Source organism: Streptomyces sp. iso_384, from assembly GCF_056172905.1.
On the sequence record NZ_JBWBTT010000001.1, the window covers coordinates 5,311,696 to 5,329,717 of the forward strand.

An 18,022-nucleotide genomic window follows, 5' to 3' on the forward strand; every position below is an offset into this window, starting at 1 on the left:
CCATCCGTGCGCCGCACCAGACGACTCACAGCAGCCGTCACCCTGTCGATGGCACTCACCGCAGGGGTGGCGGGCTGCGCCGAAGAGAAGGCCAAGACAGCACCGAAGCTGCCGAATCAATTCTGCTGGAACGCATTCGATCGCAGTGAGGTACAACGCATCCTGCCGACCGGCGACCAGCTGACTCAGGACACCGAGGACTTCTTCTTCACCGATCGCGACAGGTCCATCAGCTGCCTGATCGGAGTTGACGGAATGCGCGGATTCGGTGCGCACGCACGCTTCGAGGACATCGAGGACATCATCGAATGGAGCTCCTTCGACCAGTTGAAGCCGGACTCGGTTCACGTCGGAAAGAAGGCGATCGTCTGGAATACCGGAGGGATCACCTATTTCCCCTGCAAGGCGAAAGCCAACTCCGGTCCGTCGACCGCAAAATTCCTTCAGCTCACCATCTACGTCAGCGGCACCCGAGTCGAGAACCAACGTAAGACCCTCCCCGGCCTCCTCGAACAGTTCACCGCCTTCGCCCAGAAGGAACTCAAGTGCGCATGACCTCACGGGGCACACGGCGATCAGGCAACACCTTTATTCACACGTAGAGGCGAGAGCCTTGGCGGCGGGCGCCTCCGAGCGCGACGCGACGGTGGGACGTGCCGCCTTCAATGCCGCCACGAGAGCATCGACGCTCTTCCCGGCGAGTTCGTCCTCCAGTCGTCGCCGTACGGCACCGTGCTTCACATCCCGCCAGCAATACGGCGGAGACGGCGAAACCCAGAAACCGAAGATACGCACACGGCTCATCACGGACTACCCCCACGTATGCGCTCAAGCGCGCCCGGGGCGACGCAGAGCGCCCAAGCCTCCCGCCCCGGACCAGCCCCGTCAGGCGCGGTCGTGGAGCGTGACGTGGTAGCCGTCGGGGTCCGCGAAGGTGAACGTCCGGCCGAAGGGGCCGTCGACGGGGGCCGAGACGACGGCGTGACCGGCGGCGGCGAGCGCGTCATGGATCGCCTGGACGTCCGTGGCGTGGAGCCAGAGCGCCACCCCGATGCCGGGCTGCGCGACGGACGCGAGGTCCGTGCCGGGGATGATCTCGCGCAGTGCGAACGCGATCGGCTTCGTCTCGAAGACGACGGCGTGCGGAGGTCCGGCCTGCGAGCGGACGAGGCCGAGGTACTGCTCGTAGAACGCCTGCGAGGCGTCGAGGTCGCGCACCTGGAGCGAGATGAAGTCGGGGCCGGTGGCGGGCATGATGACACTCCTTCGTTCATGTCAGTTTTATGACACGAACACCGTATGTCAGACTCCTGACATGAGTCAAAAGGGCGCCGGGATCGACCTGGACAAATCGCTGGGCTACCTGCTCAAAGAGGCTTCGAGTGCGCTGCGGGCAGCCATGGAGGAGGTGCTGCGCCCCCTCGGGATGACCGTGACGCACTACTCCTGCCTGGAACTGCTCGCGCAACGGCCGGGCATGTCGAACTCCGAGCTCGCGCGCGGCGCGTTCGTGACGCGTCAGTCGATGAACGTGCTGCTCCAGGCCCTGGAGCGGGACGGCTATGTGACCAGGCCCGCGGAGGCGGCCGTCGGAAAGGTCCTTCCCGCGCAGCTCACGCCCCGCGGCCGGCAGAGCCTGGAGAAGGCGACCGTGGCGGTCCGGTCCGTCGAGCTCAGAATGCTGGCCGGTATGACCGAGACCGAGCAGGCAGGCGCGTTCCGGAACCTGCGGAGCATGATTCATTCCCTGCGCGAGGGCGACCGCGACGGCGGCGCTCAGCAGAGGCGAGCCGAGGACCCTCAAGGCAACAGGTAGACGGCGGCTCCCGTCTCAGGCCGACCGGTCGGCCTGAGACGGGAGCCGCCGACTAGAATCGGCTTTCATGTCGAAGCCTGACGAGTTGCTCACTGACGTCGTAGCCCTGGTGGAGTCCGGGCACAGCAACCAGATGTCCCTGACCGTGGTCGCCGGGGGTGCTGTCATCACCGGCCGCCTCGCCCCGGAGGCGGTCTGGAGGCAGCGGGTCTCCGAGGTCCTGGCGGACTCGGCCCGGCTGAGCGAGTTCTCCGCCGCCTTCACCGCCACCGCGCACAAGGAAGGGCCGCCCACACATCTGCATTTCCATGTGGCGCGGATTCTCCAGGGGACGGTGGGAATCCCGGAGACGGGCGGGATGTATCGCGTGGCGATCGAGGACGTCAGCGCCTGGACCATGGGCGACTTCAGCTACTCCGACCACTGACCCACCCACGCCCCACAGCCCTCTGCCCCTTCGCCGGCCGTAACCAGCGCCGGTCGTCACCCAGCGCCGGCCGCCCGAACCAGCCCCGCGCCCGCCCGTCAGGCGGCCGCGGGGCTTCCGAGCAGTGCGGAGGCCTGTTGGAACGGGCTGAGTACGCGCCGAGGCGCGACAAGTGCGCTCTCGGGAGCGGCGGTTGCGACCGTTGCGGCGCGGCCGGTGCAGGTGAAGCCGAGTCGGCTCATGGCCCGGAGGACTTCGCCCGCGCTGAAGTCGCGGCGGTCCTGGCGGGTGATGACCTGCCCGACCTGCTTGACCGGGTAGGTGCGGCGGCCGATGATCACGGACTCACCGCTGACCTGCTCGGGCTTGATGCCCCTCATCGACTCCAGGACGCCGCTCTTGGTGAGGTCGAAGGGGAAGCGGGCGATGACACAGCGCATGTTGCCTCACAGGGTGAAGGGCGAAGGAAAAGCGGCGAGGAAGCGGCGAAAGCCGCGAGAAGGGGCGAGGAGCGGTCGCGCAGGCTAGGCGGCCGCGAAGGACGACTGGCGCCCCGTCGCACGTCGGGTGGCGGAGGCGGAGCTGCGCCGTCCGCGCGGAACCGCGCTGCGCCGGCGCCGCTCGGCCACCGGCGCGGTGATCGTCACGGGGATGCCGGAGGGGGCCTGGGATCCGGTGATCCGGCCGAGCGCCTCCTCTCCGGAGCGGACCTGGGTGGTCAGGGGCACGATCCCGGCGGCGGTCATGAGGCGGGTCATGTCGCGGCGCTGGCCGGGCGTGACCAGGGTGACGACGCTGCCGGACTCCCCGGCGCGTGCGGTACGGCCGCCGCGGTGGAGGTAGTCCTTGTGGTCGGTCGGCGGGTCGACGTTGACGACGAGGTCGAGGTTGTCGACGTGGATGCCGCGCGCCGCGACGTTCGTGGCGACGAGGACGGTGACGTGCCCGGTCTTGAACTGGGCGAGAGTACGGGTCCGTTGCGGCTGGGACTTCCCGCCGTGCAGGGCGGCTGCCCGTACGCCGCTGTGCAGCAGGTGGTCGGTGAGCTTGTCCACCGCGTGCTTGGTGTCCAGGAACATGATCACCCGGCCCTCGCGCGCCGCGATCTCCGTCGTCGCCCGGTGCTTGTCGCCGCCGTGGACGTGCAGCACGTGGTGCTCCATCGTCGTGACGGCCCCCGCGGACGGGTCGACGGAGTGGACGACCGGGTCGGTGAGGTAGCGGCGGACCAGGAGGTCGACGTTACGGTCGAGGGTCGCGGAGAACAGCATGCGCTGGCCCTCGGGGCGGACCTGGTCCAGGAGCGCGGTGACCTGCGGCATGAAGCCCATGTCGGCCATCTGGTCGGCCTCGTCCAGCACGGTGATCGCGACCTGGTCCAGGGCGCAGTCGCCACGCTCGATGAGGTCCTTGAGCCGCCCCGGGGTGGCGACGACGACTTCCACGCCGCTGCGCAGCGCGTTGGCCTGCCGGCCGAGGGACATGCCGCCCACCACCGTGGCCAGGCGCAGCTTCACCGAGCGGGCGTACGGGGTGAGCGCGTCGGTGACCTGCTGGGCCAGCTCACGCGTCGGTACGAGGACCAGAGCCAGCGGCCGACGGGGTTCGGCGCGCTGTCCGGCGGTACGGGCCAGCAGGGCCAGGCCGAAGGCGAGGGTCTTGCCCGAGCCGGTGCGCCCCCGGCCGAGGACGTCACGGCCCGCGAGGGTGTTCGGCAGGGTCGCGCCCTGGATCGGGAACGGAACGCTCACGCCCTGCGCGGTGAGCGCGGCCAACAGCAGGGCGGGCATGTCGAGTTCGGCGAACGCCTCGACGGCGGGCAGTGCGGGGGTGAGCGTCTTCGGCGGTGCGAACTCGCCCTGGACCACGACGGGCCGCCGACCGCGGCCGACCGGACGCGGGCTGCTCGGGCCGCCGGTACGGCTGCGGTTGCGGGAGGTGCGGGAGGTGCGGTCGTTCGTACGGGTGGAGTTCACAGGAAACCTTCCTTGATACGGCACGTACCAAGGAATTCCCGCAGCGGAGAAACAGCGCGGGGAATCACAGGAACGGGCCGAAAGAAACGTGCGAGAAATGCCGACGCGCAGACGAAACAGGCGCGCAGGCGGAGAAGAGACACGAAATGTCAGAAACGAGAAATGAGGTGCGAGGTGCGAGGTGCCAGGTGCGAAGTGACGAGAGCGCGATACGCGCGATCGTGCTGGATACGGGTGAGGTCAGGCAGGAACGATGTTCTCGGCCGTCAGACCCTTCTGGCACGACATGATGTCGAAAGTGACCTGCTGACCTTCGAGCAGTTCACGGAAGCCGTCGGCGGCTATGTTGGAGAAGTGGGCGAACACATCGTCCCCGCCGCCGTCCTGCTCGATGAAGCCGAAGCCTTTGGCCGCGTTGAACCACTTCACAGTGCCGGATGCCATGTCGTGTCTCCCTTGGGGCAGTACACCGGCCCGTGAGGTACGGATGCCGGGTCGCCGCGGTGATGCCCCACCCGGAGAACGATGTCCGGAAAAACGGAAGCGACTGCACCGGCCGAAAATCGGCGGCGGCGCTCGAAGTTTGGGAACAGCAAGACTGCAACTGGAAACGACAGTAGCACGCCGTGGTGATCCGGATGCCGAGAATAACCCCACTCCCCCACTCGAAGCAAAAACCCTCTTCACCCGACGAGCCGAAACCTCATGCGGCGGCCACAGATATTGCCCCACCTGGAGCGCAGCGTTTCAGGTCCGAAGAATCAGAAAAAGAGCCCACGGTTACACTCCGACATTTTTCGATAACCTGGGTGAGCAAAGGGCGTGAGCAACAGCCCGAGAGCGCTTCAGGAGGCAGACCATGATCCATGCAGCCGAAATCCGTGAGTGGCGCGACCGGAACGTCATCGACCCGGAGGGCCACAAGATCGGAGTGCTCGAAGCGGTCTACGTGGACACCACCACCGACGAACCGGCCATGGCCACCGTGCGCATCGGGCTCCCCACCCGTCACCAACTGGCCTTCGTCCCCCTCGACGAGGCGATCGTCGGCCCCGACTACGTCAGGGTCGCCTACGACAAGGCGCTGGTGAAGAAGGCGCCGTCGATCGGCATGGACGACATCCTGCCCGCCGAGGCGGAGGAAGAGGTCTTCACGTACTACGGGCTGCCCTACCGGCCGGGCGCCGGCGGAGAGCGGCAACTCGCCCGCCGCTGACCGCACACGCCCACCACCCGTCCCGGCCCGGCCCGCCCGGCAGCCCAGCGGTACGCACCGACAGGACAGGCCCGCCGGTATCGCGGCCGGACCCGTCAGCACAGCAGGTCCAGCTCCGCCCGGACCGTCTTGCCCGGGTTGCGGTCGAAGACCGCCCAGCGGTCCGCCAGGGCCTCCACGATCAGCAGCCCGCGCCCGCCGTCGGAGCCGCCGTCCGGCACGGTGATCTCACCGGGGCCGGGCGGCCGGCGCTCGCCCCGGGTGTCGGACACCTCGATCCGCAGAAGGCCGGGCGCGGCCGGATCGCCGGGCATGTACGACAGCCGCAGTTCGAAGTTGCGGCCGGGCACCCGGCCATGGGTCGCCGCGTTGGCCGTCAGCTCACCGATGATCAGGGCCGCCGACTCCGATGCGTCACTGAGGTACGGGATGCCCCAGGTGTGCAGCTTGTGGAGGCCGACGCGGCGGGCGAGCCGCGCGCCGCGTGGATCAGCGCAGTACTGACGGTTGAACACACTTACGGTTACGGAGGGTTGGGTCTTCGTAGACGCTTCCATGCCCCCAGATTCCGGGCCCCGGACCCGCTCCACCAGGTCAGCAACCCGTACGCTCAGTCAGCGTACGGGTGCGAAGGGTGGACGGTACGGGTCACTTTCCGTGAGCATGGACGGGTCTCGGACCAGGACTGGCGCACGGGGAGGTGGCCGTACATGACGCACGGCACGGACGGCATCGACAGCACTACGTACGGGACCTTCGGCAACGGCGGCGGGCGCAGCGGCGAACCCGAACCGCAGTACATCCTCAAGATGTTCGGAGAGGTGGTCAAGACCTTCCGCAAGCGGGCGCGACTGACGCAGGAGCAGTTCGCCCCGCTCGTCGGGTACTCACCCGAGACCATCGCCTCCATCGAACAGGGCCGCCGCCTCCCGCCTCCGGACTTCGCGGAGCGCGCGGACAGCCTCCTCGACGCGTTCGGGGTGATCCTGGCGGCGGCGAAGCATCTGACGCGGCGCAAGGGGCTGGCGAGTTGGTTCCGGCAGTGGGCACAGCTGGAGTTGGAGGCGCTGAGCCTGTACACGTACGAGTGCCGCTTGATTCCGGGGCTGCTGCAGACGCCCGCGTACGCACGGACGCTGTTCGTCGACCAGTTGCCACCGCTCGCCGACGAGCAGATCGAGGCACAGCTCGCGGCTCGGCTGGAACGTCAGGAGCTCCTGCGGAACCGGCCCAACACCGCGTTCAGCTTCATTCTCGAAGAGCACCTGTTCCTGCGGGACTTGGGCGGCGAGGAGGTCACCAGGGAGCTGGTCGACCACATTCTCGACCTGTCCGAGCTGCGCAATGTGGATGTCCAAATCATGCCGCTGGTGCGGCATCACCACGCGGGACTGCATGGGCCGATGCGGCTGCTGGAGACGCCGGATCACCAGTGGTTCGGCTATCTGGAAGGGCAGGAGCACGGACAGTTCGTCTCCGACCCCAAAGTGATCAGCGCGCTCCAGATGCGGTGTGCAAGTATGCGTTCACAGGCTCTCTCGTTGGACGACTCCAAGAGCCTGATGCGGCGGATGCGAGGAGCGAGATGAGCACCACACCCCTGGTCTGGTTCAAGAGCAGCTACAGCAGCGGCTCGGGAGACTCCTGCGTCGAGGTCGCCCTGGAGTGGCACAAGTCGAGCTACAGCAGTGGCTCCGGCGACGACTGCGTCGAGGTCGCCGCCTGCCCCTCCACCGTCCACGTCCGCGACTCCAAGCTCGACGAGAGCCCGCAGCTCGCCCTCGCCCCGGCCGCCTGGACGTATTTCCTCGCCTACGCCGCCCAGGGCTGACGAAGATCGTCCACCGGCCGGCCGTGGAGGACATGGACGACGTGGAGCGCGCGACAGTGACCCGCCGGCTCTCCGGCACGGTCGAGATCCCGCGTCGGTCGACCGCCGAACCGACCCGGGCGCAACAAGCCCGCCCGCAGGACTGATCGCACCGCCGGACCGCGCTCTTTTGCGGTGAGCGCTCCCCGGTCCGGCCGGAAGCGGGCTGTGCCGTACCCCTGTGAGCAGGCCCGAGTTGGGAGCGGTAGCGTCCGTGACCATGACAAAGAAGGCAGTGGGGAATGCCGGCCAGTGGGGCTGCATGTCGATCGTCGTGCTCGCGTTGCTGGCGGCCGGGATCTGGGTCGGGCTGCTGGGCAGGGACATGATCGTCGACACGCCGCCGGCGCTCTGCGGCAGCCAGGTCATCGAGGAGGGCGAGACGTGTGAGCGCCACTCCCGGTCCACGGGCGGGACGACGGACTCGTTCGGCGCCGAGGAGGCCGTGGGCCGGCAGGACTCGGCGAAGGACTTCTTCGGCTGGGTCGTCGTCGCCATCGGTGGCGCCCTCGGCCTGGCCGGAGTGGGTCTCGCGGTACTGGCGGTCAAATACCGGAAGGACGACCGGCCGGAGGGTGGGGCGGCAGCGGGTTCCGCGTAGCGGCCGCCGGTCTCGGCGCGAGCTCGCCTGCCCGGGTCATGCCTTCGGATCGCCCGTCACGGGCAGGCACTCGGCGAGCAGGCCGACGACATCGCGCCAGGCGCGCCGCGCGTGTTGTGGGTGGTAGCCGACGCCGGGGACCGTGGGGTGGTCGACCGGCGGGTGGTGGAAGGCGTGCAGGGCTCCGCCGTAGACCGTGAGACGCCAGTCGACGCCCGCGGCCTGCATCTCGGCGGTGAACGCGTTCCGTTGCTCGGGCGGCATGATCGGGTCCTCCGACCCGACCCCGGCCCACACCGGGCAGCGAATGCGCGCCGCCTCACCCGGGCGGCCCGTGGTGGTCGCGTTGACCGTCCCGATCGCGCGCAGGCCGACGCCGTCGCGGCCGAGCTCCAGCCCGACCGCGCCCCCGGTGCCGTAGCCGACGGCGGCGATCCGGTCGGGGTCGGTCCGCGGTTCGGCGCGCAACACGTCGAGCGCCGCATGGCCGATGCCCCGCATCCGGTCGGGATCGGCGAGCAGCGGCAGGCAACGGGCCAGCATCTCCTCGGGGTCGCCCAGATAGCGCCCGCCGTGAAGGTCGAAGGCCAGCGCCACATATCCCCGTTCGGCGAGCGCATCGGCCCGGCGGCGCTCGACGTCGCTCAGCCCCATGCCCTCCGGCCCGAGCAGCACCGCGGGCCGGCGGCCGGCACCGGCCGGGAGCGCGAGGTGCCCGATCATCGTCAGACCGTCGGCCGGATACTCGACCGTACGCGTCGTCACCGTCGTCGTCATGGGACCGGACTGTAGTGATCGTCGAGCCCGGTCCGGCCGGTGTTCTGCCGACGGCAGAGCAGCGAGGCCAACGGCGTCAGGCCGGAAGGCCCTCCCTTCCACCATGCCGGTCCGGCACCGCACGATGTCGGAAGCGACTCCCGGTCCTGAGCCGACGGCGACGGCGACGCGACGGCGGCACCGATTGTGGTCACCGCTCCTCATGGAACAGAGAACAGCCCACCGAACCGGGCGGGACCACTATGCTCGCCGTACCGGACTGTTGAATGCTCATCAATCTCGGGGGAGTTCACTTGCGCCGTTCGTTCGCGAACTCGATCCGCCCGCGTGGTCGCGGCCACTCGGTGGTGCCGTGTCGCTTGGCATCCCGCATGTCAGAGCCGGGGGCCGGCACCGGAGCGATGCCGAGCTTCGGAAGATCCGTGCCTCGCCCAGCCGCGCGCCACGTGGCCGGCCACCGGGAGCACGAGTAGTCCGGATCCTCATCGGCGTGACTACCGCCAGGTAGCACCCGGAACCCTTTGCCCGCGTTTCACCCACCCAGGGAGATCCATGTCTACAATCCGCTCCATCCGTCGCGTGCTGCGCAGAGCAGCGGTCCCCGTCGTCGGCGCCTCGTTGGCTTTCGGCGTCACCGTCACCACCGCCACTCCGGCTGCGGCCAGCGGCTCCTACAGCGGCAGGGCGTACGTCTACGGCAGCGGCGCGGTCGGCGACGACTTCGATGACGAGGGCGTCGTCAACGTCAGGACGCACCGCTCCTCGAACGTCGCCTGTCTCTGGCAGACGATTCTCTGGGCTAATGGCTACTTGCCCTCGTCCGGGATCGATGGTGTCTTCGGCGACCAGACTGATTCCGCAACGAGGAAATTCCAAGCGGACAAGGGCCTTAGCGCGGACGGATCCGCCGGCCGGAACAGCTGGACAAAGGCCGGCGACAGAATCGCGCAGCGCGACAACCAGAACGGGTGGCGGTATGTGGTGTTTGACGGCGTGAAGGGTTCCAGGAGCTCGTACAGCTCGCACGATTTCGTGTTGCAGCGTTCGCCCGACGGGAACTACCGCTTCTACCCGCCCAACGGGGGCGGCCCCTACTGGTCCACCTACAACTCCCGCAGCTGCTGACATCGGGGGCCGGTAGGCGGTCGGATGCCCACGGCAGCCGCTTCACCGGCCCCGCTTCCCCCAGGTCTTCGAGCCACGTCTGACGGCGTAGCAGCACGGACGGGTGCCGTAGAGGCTTCGTCATCCTCGACGGGACGCACCTGCCGGCGACTCCTGCGGAAGCCCCGCTGCAGCACCAACCGCATCACCGACCTGGCGAAAGCCGTCCTCGTCCTTCACCACGCGTCAACGTGAGGCTGGAAAATGCTCACTGGCATCAGACGGGTGGCATCAGATCGCTCTCGCTGATGGTGTACGTCAGCGAGGGGTAGACGAAGTCCGTTTCCTTGTTCTCACGGCGCCGCAGTCGGTAGAACTCGCTTTGCTGCTCGTCGTCGGCCGTCGTGAGACGCACACCCTGCGGAAGGTGCGCGTGCCCGTCGCGAAAGCGGACCAGCGTCTTCGACGTCCGGAACGTGACACCCAGCCAGGTGTTGTCCGCCGTCCGGTCGGGTGCGTCCAGGACGATCTTGTGCTTGAGTCGCCGATTCGATGCGACGGAGAACACGACGACGCTGTTGTGGACGAGAGGAATCTCGAACTTCTCGCCGCCGGACTCGCCACCGGAACCCGCGCCGGAACCCACACCGGAATCCGCACCGGACCCTTTCGCTTCGAAGATCAGTTTCCTCGGCGGGCTCGCCTCCGGGTGCTGATAGCAGGAGAAGACGGCGATGAACGACTCGTCGGCCAGATCAAGAGCTTGGTCGGAATGGAAGCCCATGGTCCTGTAGGCGTTCGTGTAGCTCTCGATGAGGGCGTTGTTGAACGTGGCGGCCGAGATCTCCGCGCGTTCCTGGATCTGTCGCGCCAGCCGCTCGTGCACCGGCCGGAAACGCTGCGTCGGGCTTCCGTACCGCGTGGTGGTGCGCACGAGCGGCACACCACCCGCCTCGTCGATCCTGGCCAGCGTGGCGCCCCGCCGGCCCTTCCCCACCTCTTCCCAACGGGCCGATTCCGACAGCTCCGTGAAGAGATCCGGCGCGATAGGCAGCGCGTACGAGCGGATCTCGTCCGAGAGGCTAGACCCGGGGCGCATCGTAGTCTCCGGAGTTCATGCTGAAGAGGAACCTGCCGCCGTAGTCGATGAAGGACGCGGTCCTGTTCTCCTCGGCGTACAGCCTGCGCAGATCGTCCATGCCGTCCTCCGTGGGCGGCCCCAGCTTCACCAGGCCTCCGGCCTTCTTGAGGAAGGTGTCGCCGTCCTTGTGCACGGCTTCGGCGCTCGAACAGCGCACCACATATCCCAGGCGGGTCGGCAGCAACTCGGCGTCCAGACCCGAGGGCCGGATCTCGTGCGTGTACCGGCGGTTGGTGGACAGCGGCATGAAGAAGACGGAGCCGGGATAGAGCGTCAGCGTGAACTGCTCCGGGAGCGCGGTCTCTTCGGGCCCCTCTCCTCCCTCTGCCGACTTCTTGAGGCGGAAGTGCAGTCTGGTCAGGCCGCTGGCACGCTTCACGCCGTAATCGAAGGGGTCTTCGGCCAAGGGGCGCAGCTTGTCGAGCCCGTCGTAGAACGTGCAGAAAGCCATGATGCCGTTGGCGGGCATGTCCTTGGTCTTGTCGGCATGGGCCGAGATCCTGGCCTTGGACTGCTTGCGCTCGGGCGTGGCGAGGGTGTTGTGGTAGACCTGCGCGAGGACGTGATTCAGCAGCGCCTGATTCCGGAAGACGTCGGCGGCCTCGCGGTTCAGCGCATCGACGATGTCCGTGTCGGTCGGGCGGAAGCTCTCGGTCGGCCCCGAGAAGTTCGTGGAGCACCGGAGCAGGCGGAAATGCAGTCCGTCACCGTCTTCCGTGACGGGCGTGAGATAGATTCCGCTGCGGTGGGCGGTTCCGGGCTTGGTGGACTCCGTCAGGGACTGGAATGCGTGCTCCGCGCTGATCCGTCCGAAGTGATCGGCATCGCGCTCGAAGAAGCGCCGGTAGTACACGCCGACTCCGTGCACGCGGAGGGGCACCCTGCCGATGCCGACGACGGCCCACGGTGCGTCGGCGCGCTCGTCGTAACCGGTCGACAGCTCGCGGACGACGAACACCCGGTCGGCCGGGCGCAATGGGTGGGCGCTGATTCCGGAGACATCGCCACACAGGTAGACGGTCTTCCGCGCGAGGTCCGGCGCCCCGGAGGCAAGGTGCTCCGGAGTGATCGTGGAGCCGAAGAAGTCCCGGACCGCGTCGTCGTCCTGCAATGCCGAAGGAGCGATCAGGACGTTGTTCGCGTCCTCGATACAGGCTTCTGATACCTCTGCTGTATGCATCGGGCGTGATGCTCTCATGGGGTCTCGAAAGCCGGCAACGAAGTTCTTCGCGTTCTTCGCGTTCTCCGTTGTACGCCGGGCATGCTCGCCGTCACCGACCGCGGCGGCGCTCACCGCGCTCGTCGTCGTCCGCGTCTCGACCGGCGGCTCCACCGTGCGGATCAGGCTGTCCGACGCGTACGGGTCCGGGGCGGGTAACGTAAAGAGGTAATGATCTGACTCATGGGCCTCCTGGCGGGCTGCGTGAACCCAGGAGGAACCACATGACGACCAACCGCGGACGCAAGGACGTCATCCGCGACCGGATGGCCGCCACCGGCGAGTCGTACAACGTCGCCGCCCGCAACCTCAAGGCCATGAAGGACATGGGCGCCACCCGCGACGCCGTCCTCGTGCAGCGCTGGAAGCCCGCCGACAGCTTCGACGTGCCGTGTCCGTGCGGCGGGACCTGCGAGCCGGGCGAGACCTGCGACCACTGCCACGCCCGCCACCGCCATGTGAAGCGCTACCCGGGCTCCACCACCGAGGTCGAGACCTGGGCCGACCGCTACGAGTGCACCGGCTGCTCCTCCTCGTACACCCTGACCATCCACCTGGCCGGGCGGCCCTGGGGCGTCGCGGAGACCGTCGTGCAGGGCGGGTCGGCCGAGGAGATCGTGCAGGCGACGGTCTTCCCGGGCGTGATCCACCCGCTGCTGCGGTCCGAGGCGGAGACGTCTTCGGACGGGTGATCCCCCGCCGTGGGGGTGACAGCACTGTGCCCCCGCTCCCTCCCGCGTATGCCGGGAGGGAGCGGGGGCACAGGTGTGAGCCCGGCCGGGCTCAGCTCTCGTCCGGCGCCAGGGTCAGCGAGATCGAGTTGATGCAGTAGCGCTGGTCCGTCGGGGTCGGGTAGCCCTCGCCCTCGAAGACATGGCCCAGGTGCGAGCCGCAGCGGGCGCAGCGCACCTCGGTGCGGACCATGCCGTGGCTGCGGTCCTCGATCAGCTCGACCGCGTCGGTGTTCTTCGGGTCGTAGAAGGACGGCCAGCCGCAGTGCGACTCGAACTTGGTGTCGGAGCGGAACAGCTCCGCCCCGCAGGCCCGGCAGGAGTAGACGCCCGCCGTCCTGGTGTCGGTGTACTCACCCTTGAACGCGGGTTCGGTGCCGGCCTGGCGCAGCACCGCGTACTCGGCGGGGCTCAGCTCCGCCCGCCACTGCTCGTCCGGCTTCTCGACGTCGTACGACACGTCCCGCTCCTCAGCTCGACAGGTGGTCGCTCGATCCGGTCGCCACTCGGCTACCGGCCGCTCGACAGGTGGTCCAGGATGCGCGGGCCGAGGTCGGTGACATCGCCCGCTCCCATGGTGAGAACGAGATCGCCGGGCTTCGCCATTCCCGCGACGGCGGCGGGCACGTCCGCCTGGTCGTGGACGGCGGTGACCTCGGCCCCGGCCTCCTTCGCCGCGTCGATGATCAGGGCGCTGGTGATGCCCGGGATCGGGTCCTCGCGGGCCGGGTAGATGTCCAGGACCACGGAGGCGTCGGCCAGCGCGAGGGCCTGGCCCATCTCGGTGCCCAGCTCCTGGGTACGGGAGAACAGGTGCGGCTGGAAGACCACCAGGATGCGGGCGTCGGCGGCCGCGCCGCGCATGGCCTCCAGGTCGGCGGTCATCTCGGTGGGGTGGTGGGCGTACGAGTCGATCACCTGCACGCCCGCCGCCTCGCCCTTGAGCTGGAGGCGGCGCTTGACCCCGGTGTACGAACCGAGGGCGGAGGCCAGGTTGTGCGCCGGGATACCGAGGGCGACGCCGGCGGCGAGCGCGGCGACCGCGTTGTGGGCGTAGTGGGCGCCGGGGACCGAGACCGTGAAGGTGAGGAACTTCCCGTTGAGGAGGACGGTGACCTCACTGCTCAGGCCGCGCGGGTTGACCTTGTGGACGCGTACGTCGGCGTTCTCGGCGGAGCCGTACGTGACGACCTTGAGGTCGGACAGGTCGCGGACCCGGCGGGTCAGCTCGACCGCGCCGGGCTGGTCGGCGGAGACGACCAGGGTGCCGCCGGGGACGATCTTGCCGACGAAGGTCTCGAAGGAGTCGTAGATCTCGTCCATCGAGGCGTAGTTCGCGTGGTGGTCCAGCTCCACGTTGAGGACGATCGCGACCTCGGGGTCGTACTTCTGGAAGCTGCGGTCGCTCTCGTCCGCCTCCGCGACGAAGATGTCGCCTTCGCCGTGCGTGGCGTTGGTGCCGGGGCCCTCCAGGTCGCCGCCGATGGCGTACGAGGGGGCCAGGCTCAGCGAGGAGAGGGCGACGGCCAGCATCGACGTCGTCGTCGTCTTGCCGTGGGTGCCGGCCACCGCGATGGCGCGCAGGCCGTTCATCAGCGAGGCCAGCGCGTCGGAGCGGTGCACCACCGGGATGGCCAGCTCGTTCGCCCGGAGCAGCTCCGGGTTGTCGGCGCGGATGGCGCTGGAGACGACCACGCAGGACGCGTCGTCGGCCAGATGGCCTGCCGCGTGTCCGATGTGCACGGTCGCCCCCAGCACCCGCAGCGATGCGACGGTGGCGGACTCCTTGGCGTCGCTGCCCGCCACCTTCGCCCCGCGCTGCGCGAGGATCTTCGCGATGCCCGACATTCCGGCGCCGCCGATGCCGATGAAGTGCGGTCGTTCCATGGCGGCGGGAATGCCGGGTGCCATCTGTGCTCCTAGGGTCCGTGACGTGGTGGCGCGGTACCGGCTTGCCTCCGGGGGCCGCGCGGCTTCAGCCTATTCGCTGTGCGCGAAGAGCTTGAGCACCGGGACGCCCACCTTGTGCCGGGCCCGGGAGGCCCAGTCGCGGTGGAAGAACTCCTCCACGTAGTGCGGGGCCGTCAGGACGATCACCTCGTCGGCGCCCGCGTCCTCGACCACGGTCTTCAGTTTGTCGAGCGGGTGATCCTCGATCACCTGTCCGACCGCTTCGGAGCCCGCCTCGCGCAGCGCCCGTAGGGAGTATTCGAGGCCGATCTCGGCGGGTTCGCGGGCCTCGTTGCCCTCCGGCTCCTCGCCCTCGCGGACCGCTTCCTTCAGTTCCCCCATCGCCACGTCGTCGATCGCGCGCAGCAGGACATCGGCCTGGTCACCGCGCGGCTGCAACAGAACGACGAACGAGATCCGCTCCTCGCCGTGGAGGGTGGTGACGAAATCCACGTCCTCGGGAGTGAGCGGCTTCTCGATCATCAAAACGCTTGTGAACACGACAGGCGCCCTTCCGCTTCTTCGTCTCGTCGACTGCCGGCTCGACCGTCGACGGTCGTTTGCTGAAACCATCCTTCCCCGCGCTTCCACGGGGACTGCAGGGATAAGTGTGCCCAGCCGAAGCTAACCGGAACGGGAAATTCCGCTAACTGTCAGTCCGACGGTACCGAGTGAAGAGGAAACCGGCCTCTTCCAGCAGCGATGCCAGGAAAAAACGTTCCGGCACGGCGACCCCGGGGCCTCCGGCGATGCGCTGGGCGTCACCCGCTGTGAGCATCGGGGAGATCGTCAGGCACAGCTCGTCCAGCACACCGGCGGCCACGAACTGGCCGAGCAGCCGGGGTCCGCCCTCGGTGAGCTGCCGGGTCAGCCCCCGGTCGGCCAGCTCGCGCACGGCACGCGCCGGGTCCACCCGGGTGCCGTCCCCCGCGATCACCACCTCGGCACCCGCCTTCCGGGCCGCCGCGATCCGGTCGGCGGGGGCTCCGGCGCCGGTCACCACGAGGGTGGGGACGAGCGGCTCGGTGAAGAGCGGCAGCGAGAAGTCCAGGTCCAGGGAACCGGTCACCACGGCGACGGCGGGCGCGGGCCCCTGCCCGGCCGCCGCGCGCCGCGCCGCGAACGCCTCCCGGGCACGGGCCGGACGGTACCCCTCCTGCCGTACGGTCTCGGCCCCGGCGATCACCACGTCGGCCAGGCCCCGCAGAGTGCCGAAGATCCGCATGTCGGCGGCGCAGGAGATGGGCTGCGAGCGGCCGTCGTGCTGGGCGGCCCCGTCGAGGGTGGAGACCATGTTGGCGCGCAGCCGGGGAGTCCCGGCGGCGAGGCCGGCGGGGTAGGCGTACGCCTCCGCCAGCTCGTCGAGGCTCCACTCGCGGTCGGGGGCGGCGGGGCCCGTCGTTGTCAGGTCCGTCACAGGGAACAGGCTTCGCATGGGTTGCAGTCTGGCACGGGCCTTAGGGTGGAGAGTTGTGTCGTCATCCACCGCGTTTCCGGGGCAGAGCCCCCTTTCCGAAACGGCCCCGCTGTCCCTGTGCGCCCGTGAGCCGCACGTCCCCGCAGACCGTCTGGTCGCCGAGATGGTGCCGCCGCCGCGCTTCGATTCGGTGCGCTTCGACACGTACGTACCCGACCCGAACCAGCCCAGCCAGAGCGAGGCCGTCACGGTCCTGGCGGGCTTCGCCGCCGGGCTCGGCGGGGCGCACGCGACGGGCGCCGGGCGGCGCAAGTGGTTCAGCAAGAAGCCGGCCGCGCCGACCGGGCCGCGCGGGGTCTATCTGGACGGCGGTTACGGCGTCGGCAAGACCCATCTGCTGGCCTCCCTCTGGCACGCCACGCCCGCCGAGCCGTCGCTGAAGGCGTTCGGCACGTTCGTGGAGCTGACCAACCTGGTGGGCGCGCTGGGCTTCCAGCAGACCGTGCGGACCCTGAGCGGGCACCGGCTCCTGTGCATCGACGAGTTCGAGCTCGACGACCCGGGCGACACCGTGCTGGTGTCCTCGCTGCTCAGCCGGCTCGTGGAGGCCGGGGTGGCGCTCGCCGCGACCTCGAACACCCTGCCGGGCAAGCTCGGTGAGGGCCGGTTCGCCGCCGCCGACTTCCTGCGCGAGATCCAGGGCCTGTCCGCGCATTTCCGCCCGCTGCGCATCGACGGCGAGGACTACCGGCACCGGGGGCTGCCCGAGGCCCCGCCGCCGTACGACGACGAGCAGGTCACCCGGGCCGCGTACGCCACGCCCGGCGCGTCCCTCGACGACTTCCCCGGGCTGCTGGAGCACCTGGCCCGGGTCCACCCGAGCAGGTACGGCGCGCTGACCGACGACATCGGCGCGGTCTGCCTGACCGGGGTGACGGCGGTGCCCGACCAGTCGACCGCGCTGCGCCTGGTGGTGCTGGCCGACCGGCTGTACGACCGGGAGGTGCCGGTGCTCGCCTCCGGGCTGCCGTTCGACAAGCTCTTCAGCGACGAGATGCTGAACGGCGGGTACCGGAAGAAGTACTTCCGGGCGATCTCCCGACTGACGGCACTGGCGCGTGACGCGAAGGGGCTGGTGGCGCAGTAGGTTCGGGGGCGTAACGCAAACGGGGCACCACGCGCCGCGAGGAGCCTCTTGTTGTCCCGTACCACCGCGCACACCGTCCGAAGGGATCCAGCATGGCTACCACGCGTCAGGCGCACACGAACTGGGAAGGCAACCTGATCGAGGGCAAGGGGGTCGTCACCTTCGACTCCTCCGGCATCGGTGACTATCCGGTCTCCTGGCCCTCCCGCTCGGAGCAGGCGAACGGCAGGACGAGCCCCGAGGAGCTCATCGCCGCCGCGCACTCCAGCTGCTTCTCGATGGCGCTCTCCCACGGACTCGCCGGGGCCGGTACGCCGCCCACCAAGCTGGAGACCAAGGCCGAGGTGACCTTCCAGCCCGGTACGGGCATCACCGGCATCCACCTCAGCGTCGTGGGCGAGGTACCCGGTCTCGACGAGGCCGGCTTCGTGAAGGCCGCCGAGGACGCCAAGGCGAACTGCCCGGTCAGCCAGGCGCTGACGGGCACGACGATCACGCTGTCGGCCTCGCTGGCCTGATCTTCCGCGGACGGCTGCTCCCAACGGGGCCCGTCCCAGCGGCAACACGGGGCGCGGGGGTACGCATGGTTCCCCCGCGCCTCCGTGCGTGCTACACACGTGCGGGTCACTT

At 69.0% G+C, this 18,022-nt stretch carries 24 protein-coding genes; 12 read left to right on the forward strand and 12 right to left on the reverse strand.

Annotated elements, in window-relative coordinates:
• The first annotated feature begins 6 nt into the window (after positions 1–6).
• The gene (locus tag AC0VY3_RS23830) at positions 7–555 is read left to right on the forward strand and encodes a hypothetical protein (protein ID WP_146065950.1); all 549 of its coding nucleotides are present in this window, start codon (positions 7–9) and stop codon (positions 553–555) included.
• Between the two features lie 330 nt (positions 556–885).
• Here AC0VY3_RS23830 and AC0VY3_RS23835 read toward each other — a convergent pair whose 3' ends face one another.
• Positions 886–1,254, reverse strand: coding sequence for a VOC family protein (locus AC0VY3_RS23835; RefSeq protein ID WP_103511938.1), 369 nt, complete (start codon positions 1,252–1,254; stop codon positions 886–888).
• 61 nt (positions 1,255–1,315) lie between these two features.
• On the opposite strand from AC0VY3_RS23835, the gene AC0VY3_RS23840 reads away from it, so the two are divergent.
• A complete protein-coding gene (locus AC0VY3_RS23840) occupies positions 1,316–1,816 on the forward strand; it encodes a MarR family winged helix-turn-helix transcriptional regulator (protein ID WP_475550545.1) in 501 nt (166 codons plus the stop codon).
• A gap of 67 nt (positions 1,817–1,883) precedes the next feature.
• On the forward strand, positions 1,884–2,243 hold the full coding sequence (locus tag AC0VY3_RS23845; protein ID WP_103511940.1) for a hypothetical protein: 360 nt from the start codon (positions 1,884–1,886) through the stop codon (positions 2,241–2,243).
• A gap of 98 nt (positions 2,244–2,341) precedes the next feature.
• On the opposite strand, the gene AC0VY3_RS23850 is transcribed toward AC0VY3_RS23845, so the two are convergent.
• The 3 genes from AC0VY3_RS23850 to AC0VY3_RS23860 form a co-directional block, all read right to left on the reverse strand.
• Positions 2,342–2,683, reverse strand: coding sequence for an SCO5918 family protein (locus AC0VY3_RS23850; protein WP_103511941.1), 342 nt, complete (start codon positions 2,681–2,683; stop codon positions 2,342–2,344).
• Positions 2,684–2,767: 84 nt separating this feature from the next.
• Complete coding sequence (locus AC0VY3_RS23855) at positions 2,768–4,219, reverse strand: DEAD/DEAH box helicase (RefSeq protein WP_475550546.1); 1,452 nt, start codon at positions 4,217–4,219, stop codon at positions 2,768–2,770.
• A gap of 240 nt (positions 4,220–4,459) precedes the next feature.
• A complete protein-coding gene (locus AC0VY3_RS23860; RefSeq protein WP_103511943.1) occupies positions 4,460–4,663 on the reverse strand; it encodes a cold-shock protein in 204 nt (67 codons plus the stop codon).
• Between the two features lie 415 nt (positions 4,664–5,078).
• Between AC0VY3_RS23860 and AC0VY3_RS23865 the strand changes: the two genes are divergently transcribed.
• On the forward strand, positions 5,079–5,435 hold the full coding sequence (locus tag AC0VY3_RS23865; RefSeq protein WP_103511944.1) for a PRC-barrel domain-containing protein: 357 nt from the start codon (positions 5,079–5,081) through the stop codon (positions 5,433–5,435).
• A 95-nt stretch (positions 5,436–5,530) separates the two neighbouring features.
• On the opposite strand, the gene AC0VY3_RS23870 is transcribed toward AC0VY3_RS23865, so the two are convergent.
• A complete protein-coding gene (locus AC0VY3_RS23870; RefSeq protein WP_475550547.1) occupies positions 5,531–5,992 on the reverse strand; it encodes an ATP-binding protein in 462 nt (153 codons plus the stop codon).
• A gap of 153 nt (positions 5,993–6,145) precedes the next feature.
• On the opposite strand from AC0VY3_RS23870, the gene AC0VY3_RS23875 reads away from it, so the two are divergent.
• The 3 genes from AC0VY3_RS23875 to AC0VY3_RS23885 all read left to right on the forward strand — a co-directional run bounded on the left by AC0VY3_RS23875 (position 6,146) and on the right by AC0VY3_RS23885 (position 7,906).
• Positions 6,146–7,024, forward strand: a complete 879-nt coding sequence (locus AC0VY3_RS23875) for a helix-turn-helix domain-containing protein (RefSeq protein ID WP_475550548.1) — start codon at positions 6,146–6,148, stop codon at positions 7,022–7,024.
• Positions 7,021–7,266 carry a DUF397 domain-containing protein gene (locus AC0VY3_RS23880; protein ID WP_475550549.1) on the forward strand — a complete coding sequence of 82 codons (246 nt, stop codon included), beginning with the start codon at positions 7,021–7,023 and terminating at the stop codon, positions 7,264–7,266. Before AC0VY3_RS23875 ends, AC0VY3_RS23880 begins: the two co-directional genes overlap by 4 nt.
• Positions 7,267–7,525: 259 nt before the next feature.
• Positions 7,526–7,906, forward strand: a complete 381-nt coding sequence (locus tag AC0VY3_RS23885) for a hypothetical protein (RefSeq protein ID WP_146065951.1) — start codon at positions 7,526–7,528, stop codon at positions 7,904–7,906.
• Between the two features lie 36 nt (positions 7,907–7,942).
• On the opposite strand, the gene AC0VY3_RS23890 is transcribed toward AC0VY3_RS23885, so the two are convergent.
• A complete protein-coding gene (locus tag AC0VY3_RS23890) occupies positions 7,943–8,683 on the reverse strand; it encodes a dienelactone hydrolase family protein (protein WP_475550550.1) in 741 nt (246 codons plus the stop codon).
• 552 nt (positions 8,684–9,235) lie between these two features.
• Here AC0VY3_RS23890 and AC0VY3_RS23895 point away from each other — a divergent pair.
• A complete protein-coding gene (locus AC0VY3_RS23895) occupies positions 9,236–9,808 on the forward strand; it encodes a peptidoglycan-binding domain-containing protein (RefSeq protein WP_103511950.1) in 573 nt (190 codons plus the stop codon).
• 256 nt (positions 9,809–10,064) lie between these two features.
• Here the strand turns inward: AC0VY3_RS23895 and AC0VY3_RS23900 are convergent, their stop codons facing one another.
• On the reverse strand, positions 10,065–10,886 hold the full coding sequence (locus AC0VY3_RS23900) for an alpha-ketoglutarate-dependent dioxygenase AlkB (RefSeq protein WP_475550551.1): 822 nt from the start codon (positions 10,884–10,886) through the stop codon (positions 10,065–10,067).
• Positions 10,870–12,108, reverse strand: coding sequence for a hypothetical protein (locus AC0VY3_RS23905; RefSeq protein ID WP_475550552.1), 1,239 nt, complete (start codon positions 12,106–12,108; stop codon positions 10,870–10,872). Before AC0VY3_RS23905 ends, AC0VY3_RS23900 begins: the two co-directional genes overlap by 17 nt.
• 16 nt (positions 12,109–12,124) lie before the next feature.
• Here AC0VY3_RS23905 and AC0VY3_RS23910 point away from each other — a divergent pair, with 16 nt between their 5' ends.
• Both AC0VY3_RS23910 and AC0VY3_RS23915 read left to right on the forward strand, forming a co-directional pair.
• Positions 12,125–12,319 (forward strand): hypothetical protein, encoded by a 195-nt coding sequence (locus AC0VY3_RS23910; protein ID WP_475550553.1) that lies wholly within the window; start codon positions 12,125–12,127, stop codon positions 12,317–12,319.
• A 52-nt stretch (positions 12,320–12,371) separates the two neighbouring features.
• On the forward strand, positions 12,372–12,839 hold the full coding sequence (locus AC0VY3_RS23915) for a hypothetical protein (protein ID WP_103511954.1): 468 nt from the start codon (positions 12,372–12,374) through the stop codon (positions 12,837–12,839).
• Positions 12,840–12,930: 91 nt separating this feature from the next.
• Here the strand turns inward: AC0VY3_RS23915 and msrB are convergent, their stop codons facing one another.
• The 4 genes from msrB to AC0VY3_RS23935 form a co-directional block, all read right to left on the reverse strand.
• On the reverse strand, positions 12,931–13,338 hold the full coding sequence (gene msrB, locus AC0VY3_RS23920) for a peptide-methionine (R)-S-oxide reductase MsrB (RefSeq protein ID WP_475550554.1): 408 nt from the start codon (positions 13,336–13,338) through the stop codon (positions 12,931–12,933).
• 50 nt (positions 13,339–13,388) lie between these two features.
• The gene (gene murC, locus AC0VY3_RS23925; RefSeq protein ID WP_475550555.1) at positions 13,389–14,789 is read right to left on the reverse strand and encodes a UDP-N-acetylmuramate--L-alanine ligase; all 1,401 of its coding nucleotides are present in this window, start codon (positions 14,787–14,789) and stop codon (positions 13,389–13,391) included.
• Between the two features lie 69 nt (positions 14,790–14,858).
• Positions 14,859–15,311: a hypothetical protein gene (locus tag AC0VY3_RS23930; RefSeq protein WP_030079682.1), complete on the reverse strand. Its 453-nt coding sequence runs from the start codon at positions 15,309–15,311 to the stop codon at positions 14,859–14,861.
• A gap of 163 nt (positions 15,312–15,474) precedes the next feature.
• Positions 15,475–16,263: a pyrimidine reductase family protein gene (locus tag AC0VY3_RS23935; protein ID WP_103511957.1), complete on the reverse strand. Its 789-nt coding sequence runs from the start codon at positions 16,261–16,263 to the stop codon at positions 15,475–15,477.
• 37 nt (positions 16,264–16,300) lie between these two features.
• On the opposite strand from AC0VY3_RS23935, the gene zapE reads away from it, so the two are divergent.
• Positions 16,301–17,392 (forward strand): cell division protein ZapE, encoded by a 1,092-nt coding sequence (gene zapE / locus AC0VY3_RS23940; RefSeq protein ID WP_103511958.1) that lies wholly within the window; start codon positions 16,301–16,303, stop codon positions 17,390–17,392.
• A 92-nt stretch (positions 17,393–17,484) separates the two neighbouring features.
• A complete protein-coding gene (locus tag AC0VY3_RS23945) occupies positions 17,485–17,910 on the forward strand; it encodes an OsmC family protein (RefSeq protein ID WP_475550556.1) in 426 nt (141 codons plus the stop codon).
• Positions 17,911–18,022 lie beyond the last annotated feature (112 nt).

Excerpts from the sequence above, each read along its gene's own strand:
- AC0VY3_RS23885 (WP_146065951.1), top strand. The coding sequence starts at position 7,526 with ATGACAAAGAAGGCAGTGGGGAATGCCGGCCAGTGGGGCTGCATGTCG.
- AC0VY3_RS23880 (WP_475550549.1), top strand. The coding sequence starts at position 7,021 with ATGAGCACCACACCCCTGGTCTGGTTCAAGAGCAGCTACAGCAGCGGC.
- AC0VY3_RS23840 (WP_475550545.1), top strand. The coding sequence starts at position 1,316 with ATGAGTCAAAAGGGCGCCGGGATCGACCTGGACAAATCGCTGGGCTAC.
- AC0VY3_RS23910 (WP_475550553.1), top strand. The coding sequence starts at position 12,125 with ATGGGGTCTCGAAAGCCGGCAACGAAGTTCTTCGCGTTCTTCGCGTTC.
- AC0VY3_RS23930 (WP_030079682.1), bottom strand. The coding sequence starts at position 15,311 with ATGATCGAGAAGCCGCTCACTCCCGAGGACGTGGATTTCGTCACCACC.
- AC0VY3_RS23845 (WP_103511940.1), top strand. The coding sequence starts at position 1,884 with ATGTCGAAGCCTGACGAGTTGCTCACTGACGTCGTAGCCCTGGTGGAG.
- AC0VY3_RS23875 (WP_475550548.1), top strand. The coding sequence starts at position 6,146 with ATGACGCACGGCACGGACGGCATCGACAGCACTACGTACGGGACCTTC.
- AC0VY3_RS23865 (WP_103511944.1), top strand. The coding sequence starts at position 5,079 with ATGATCCATGCAGCCGAAATCCGTGAGTGGCGCGACCGGAACGTCATC.
- AC0VY3_RS23935 (WP_103511957.1), bottom strand. The coding sequence starts at position 16,263 with ATGCGAAGCCTGTTCCCTGTGACGGACCTGACAACGACGGGCCCCGCC.
- AC0VY3_RS23850 (WP_103511941.1), bottom strand. The coding sequence starts at position 2,683 with ATGCGCTGTGTCATCGCCCGCTTCCCCTTCGACCTCACCAAGAGCGGC.
- AC0VY3_RS23900 (WP_475550551.1), bottom strand. The coding sequence starts at position 10,886 with ATGCGCCCCGGGTCTAGCCTCTCGGACGAGATCCGCTCGTACGCGCTG.
- AC0VY3_RS23860 (WP_103511943.1), bottom strand. The coding sequence starts at position 4,663 with ATGGCATCCGGCACTGTGAAGTGGTTCAACGCGGCCAAAGGCTTCGGC.
- AC0VY3_RS23835 (WP_103511938.1), bottom strand. The coding sequence starts at position 1,254 with ATGCCCGCCACCGGCCCCGACTTCATCTCGCTCCAGGTGCGCGACCTC.
- AC0VY3_RS23870 (WP_475550547.1), bottom strand. The coding sequence starts at position 5,992 with ATGGAAGCGTCTACGAAGACCCAACCCTCCGTAACCGTAAGTGTGTTC.
- AC0VY3_RS23945 (WP_475550556.1), top strand. The coding sequence starts at position 17,485 with ATGGCTACCACGCGTCAGGCGCACACGAACTGGGAAGGCAACCTGATC.
- AC0VY3_RS23895 (WP_103511950.1), top strand. The coding sequence starts at position 9,236 with ATGTCTACAATCCGCTCCATCCGTCGCGTGCTGCGCAGAGCAGCGGTC.
- murC (WP_475550555.1), bottom strand. The coding sequence starts at position 14,789 with ATGGCACCCGGCATTCCCGCCGCCATGGAACGACCGCACTTCATCGGC.
- AC0VY3_RS23915 (WP_103511954.1), top strand. The coding sequence starts at position 12,372 with ATGACGACCAACCGCGGACGCAAGGACGTCATCCGCGACCGGATGGCC.
- AC0VY3_RS23890 (WP_475550550.1), bottom strand. The coding sequence starts at position 8,683 with ATGACGACGACGGTGACGACGCGTACGGTCGAGTATCCGGCCGACGGT.
- AC0VY3_RS23905 (WP_475550552.1), bottom strand. The coding sequence starts at position 12,108 with ATGCATACAGCAGAGGTATCAGAAGCCTGTATCGAGGACGCGAACAAC.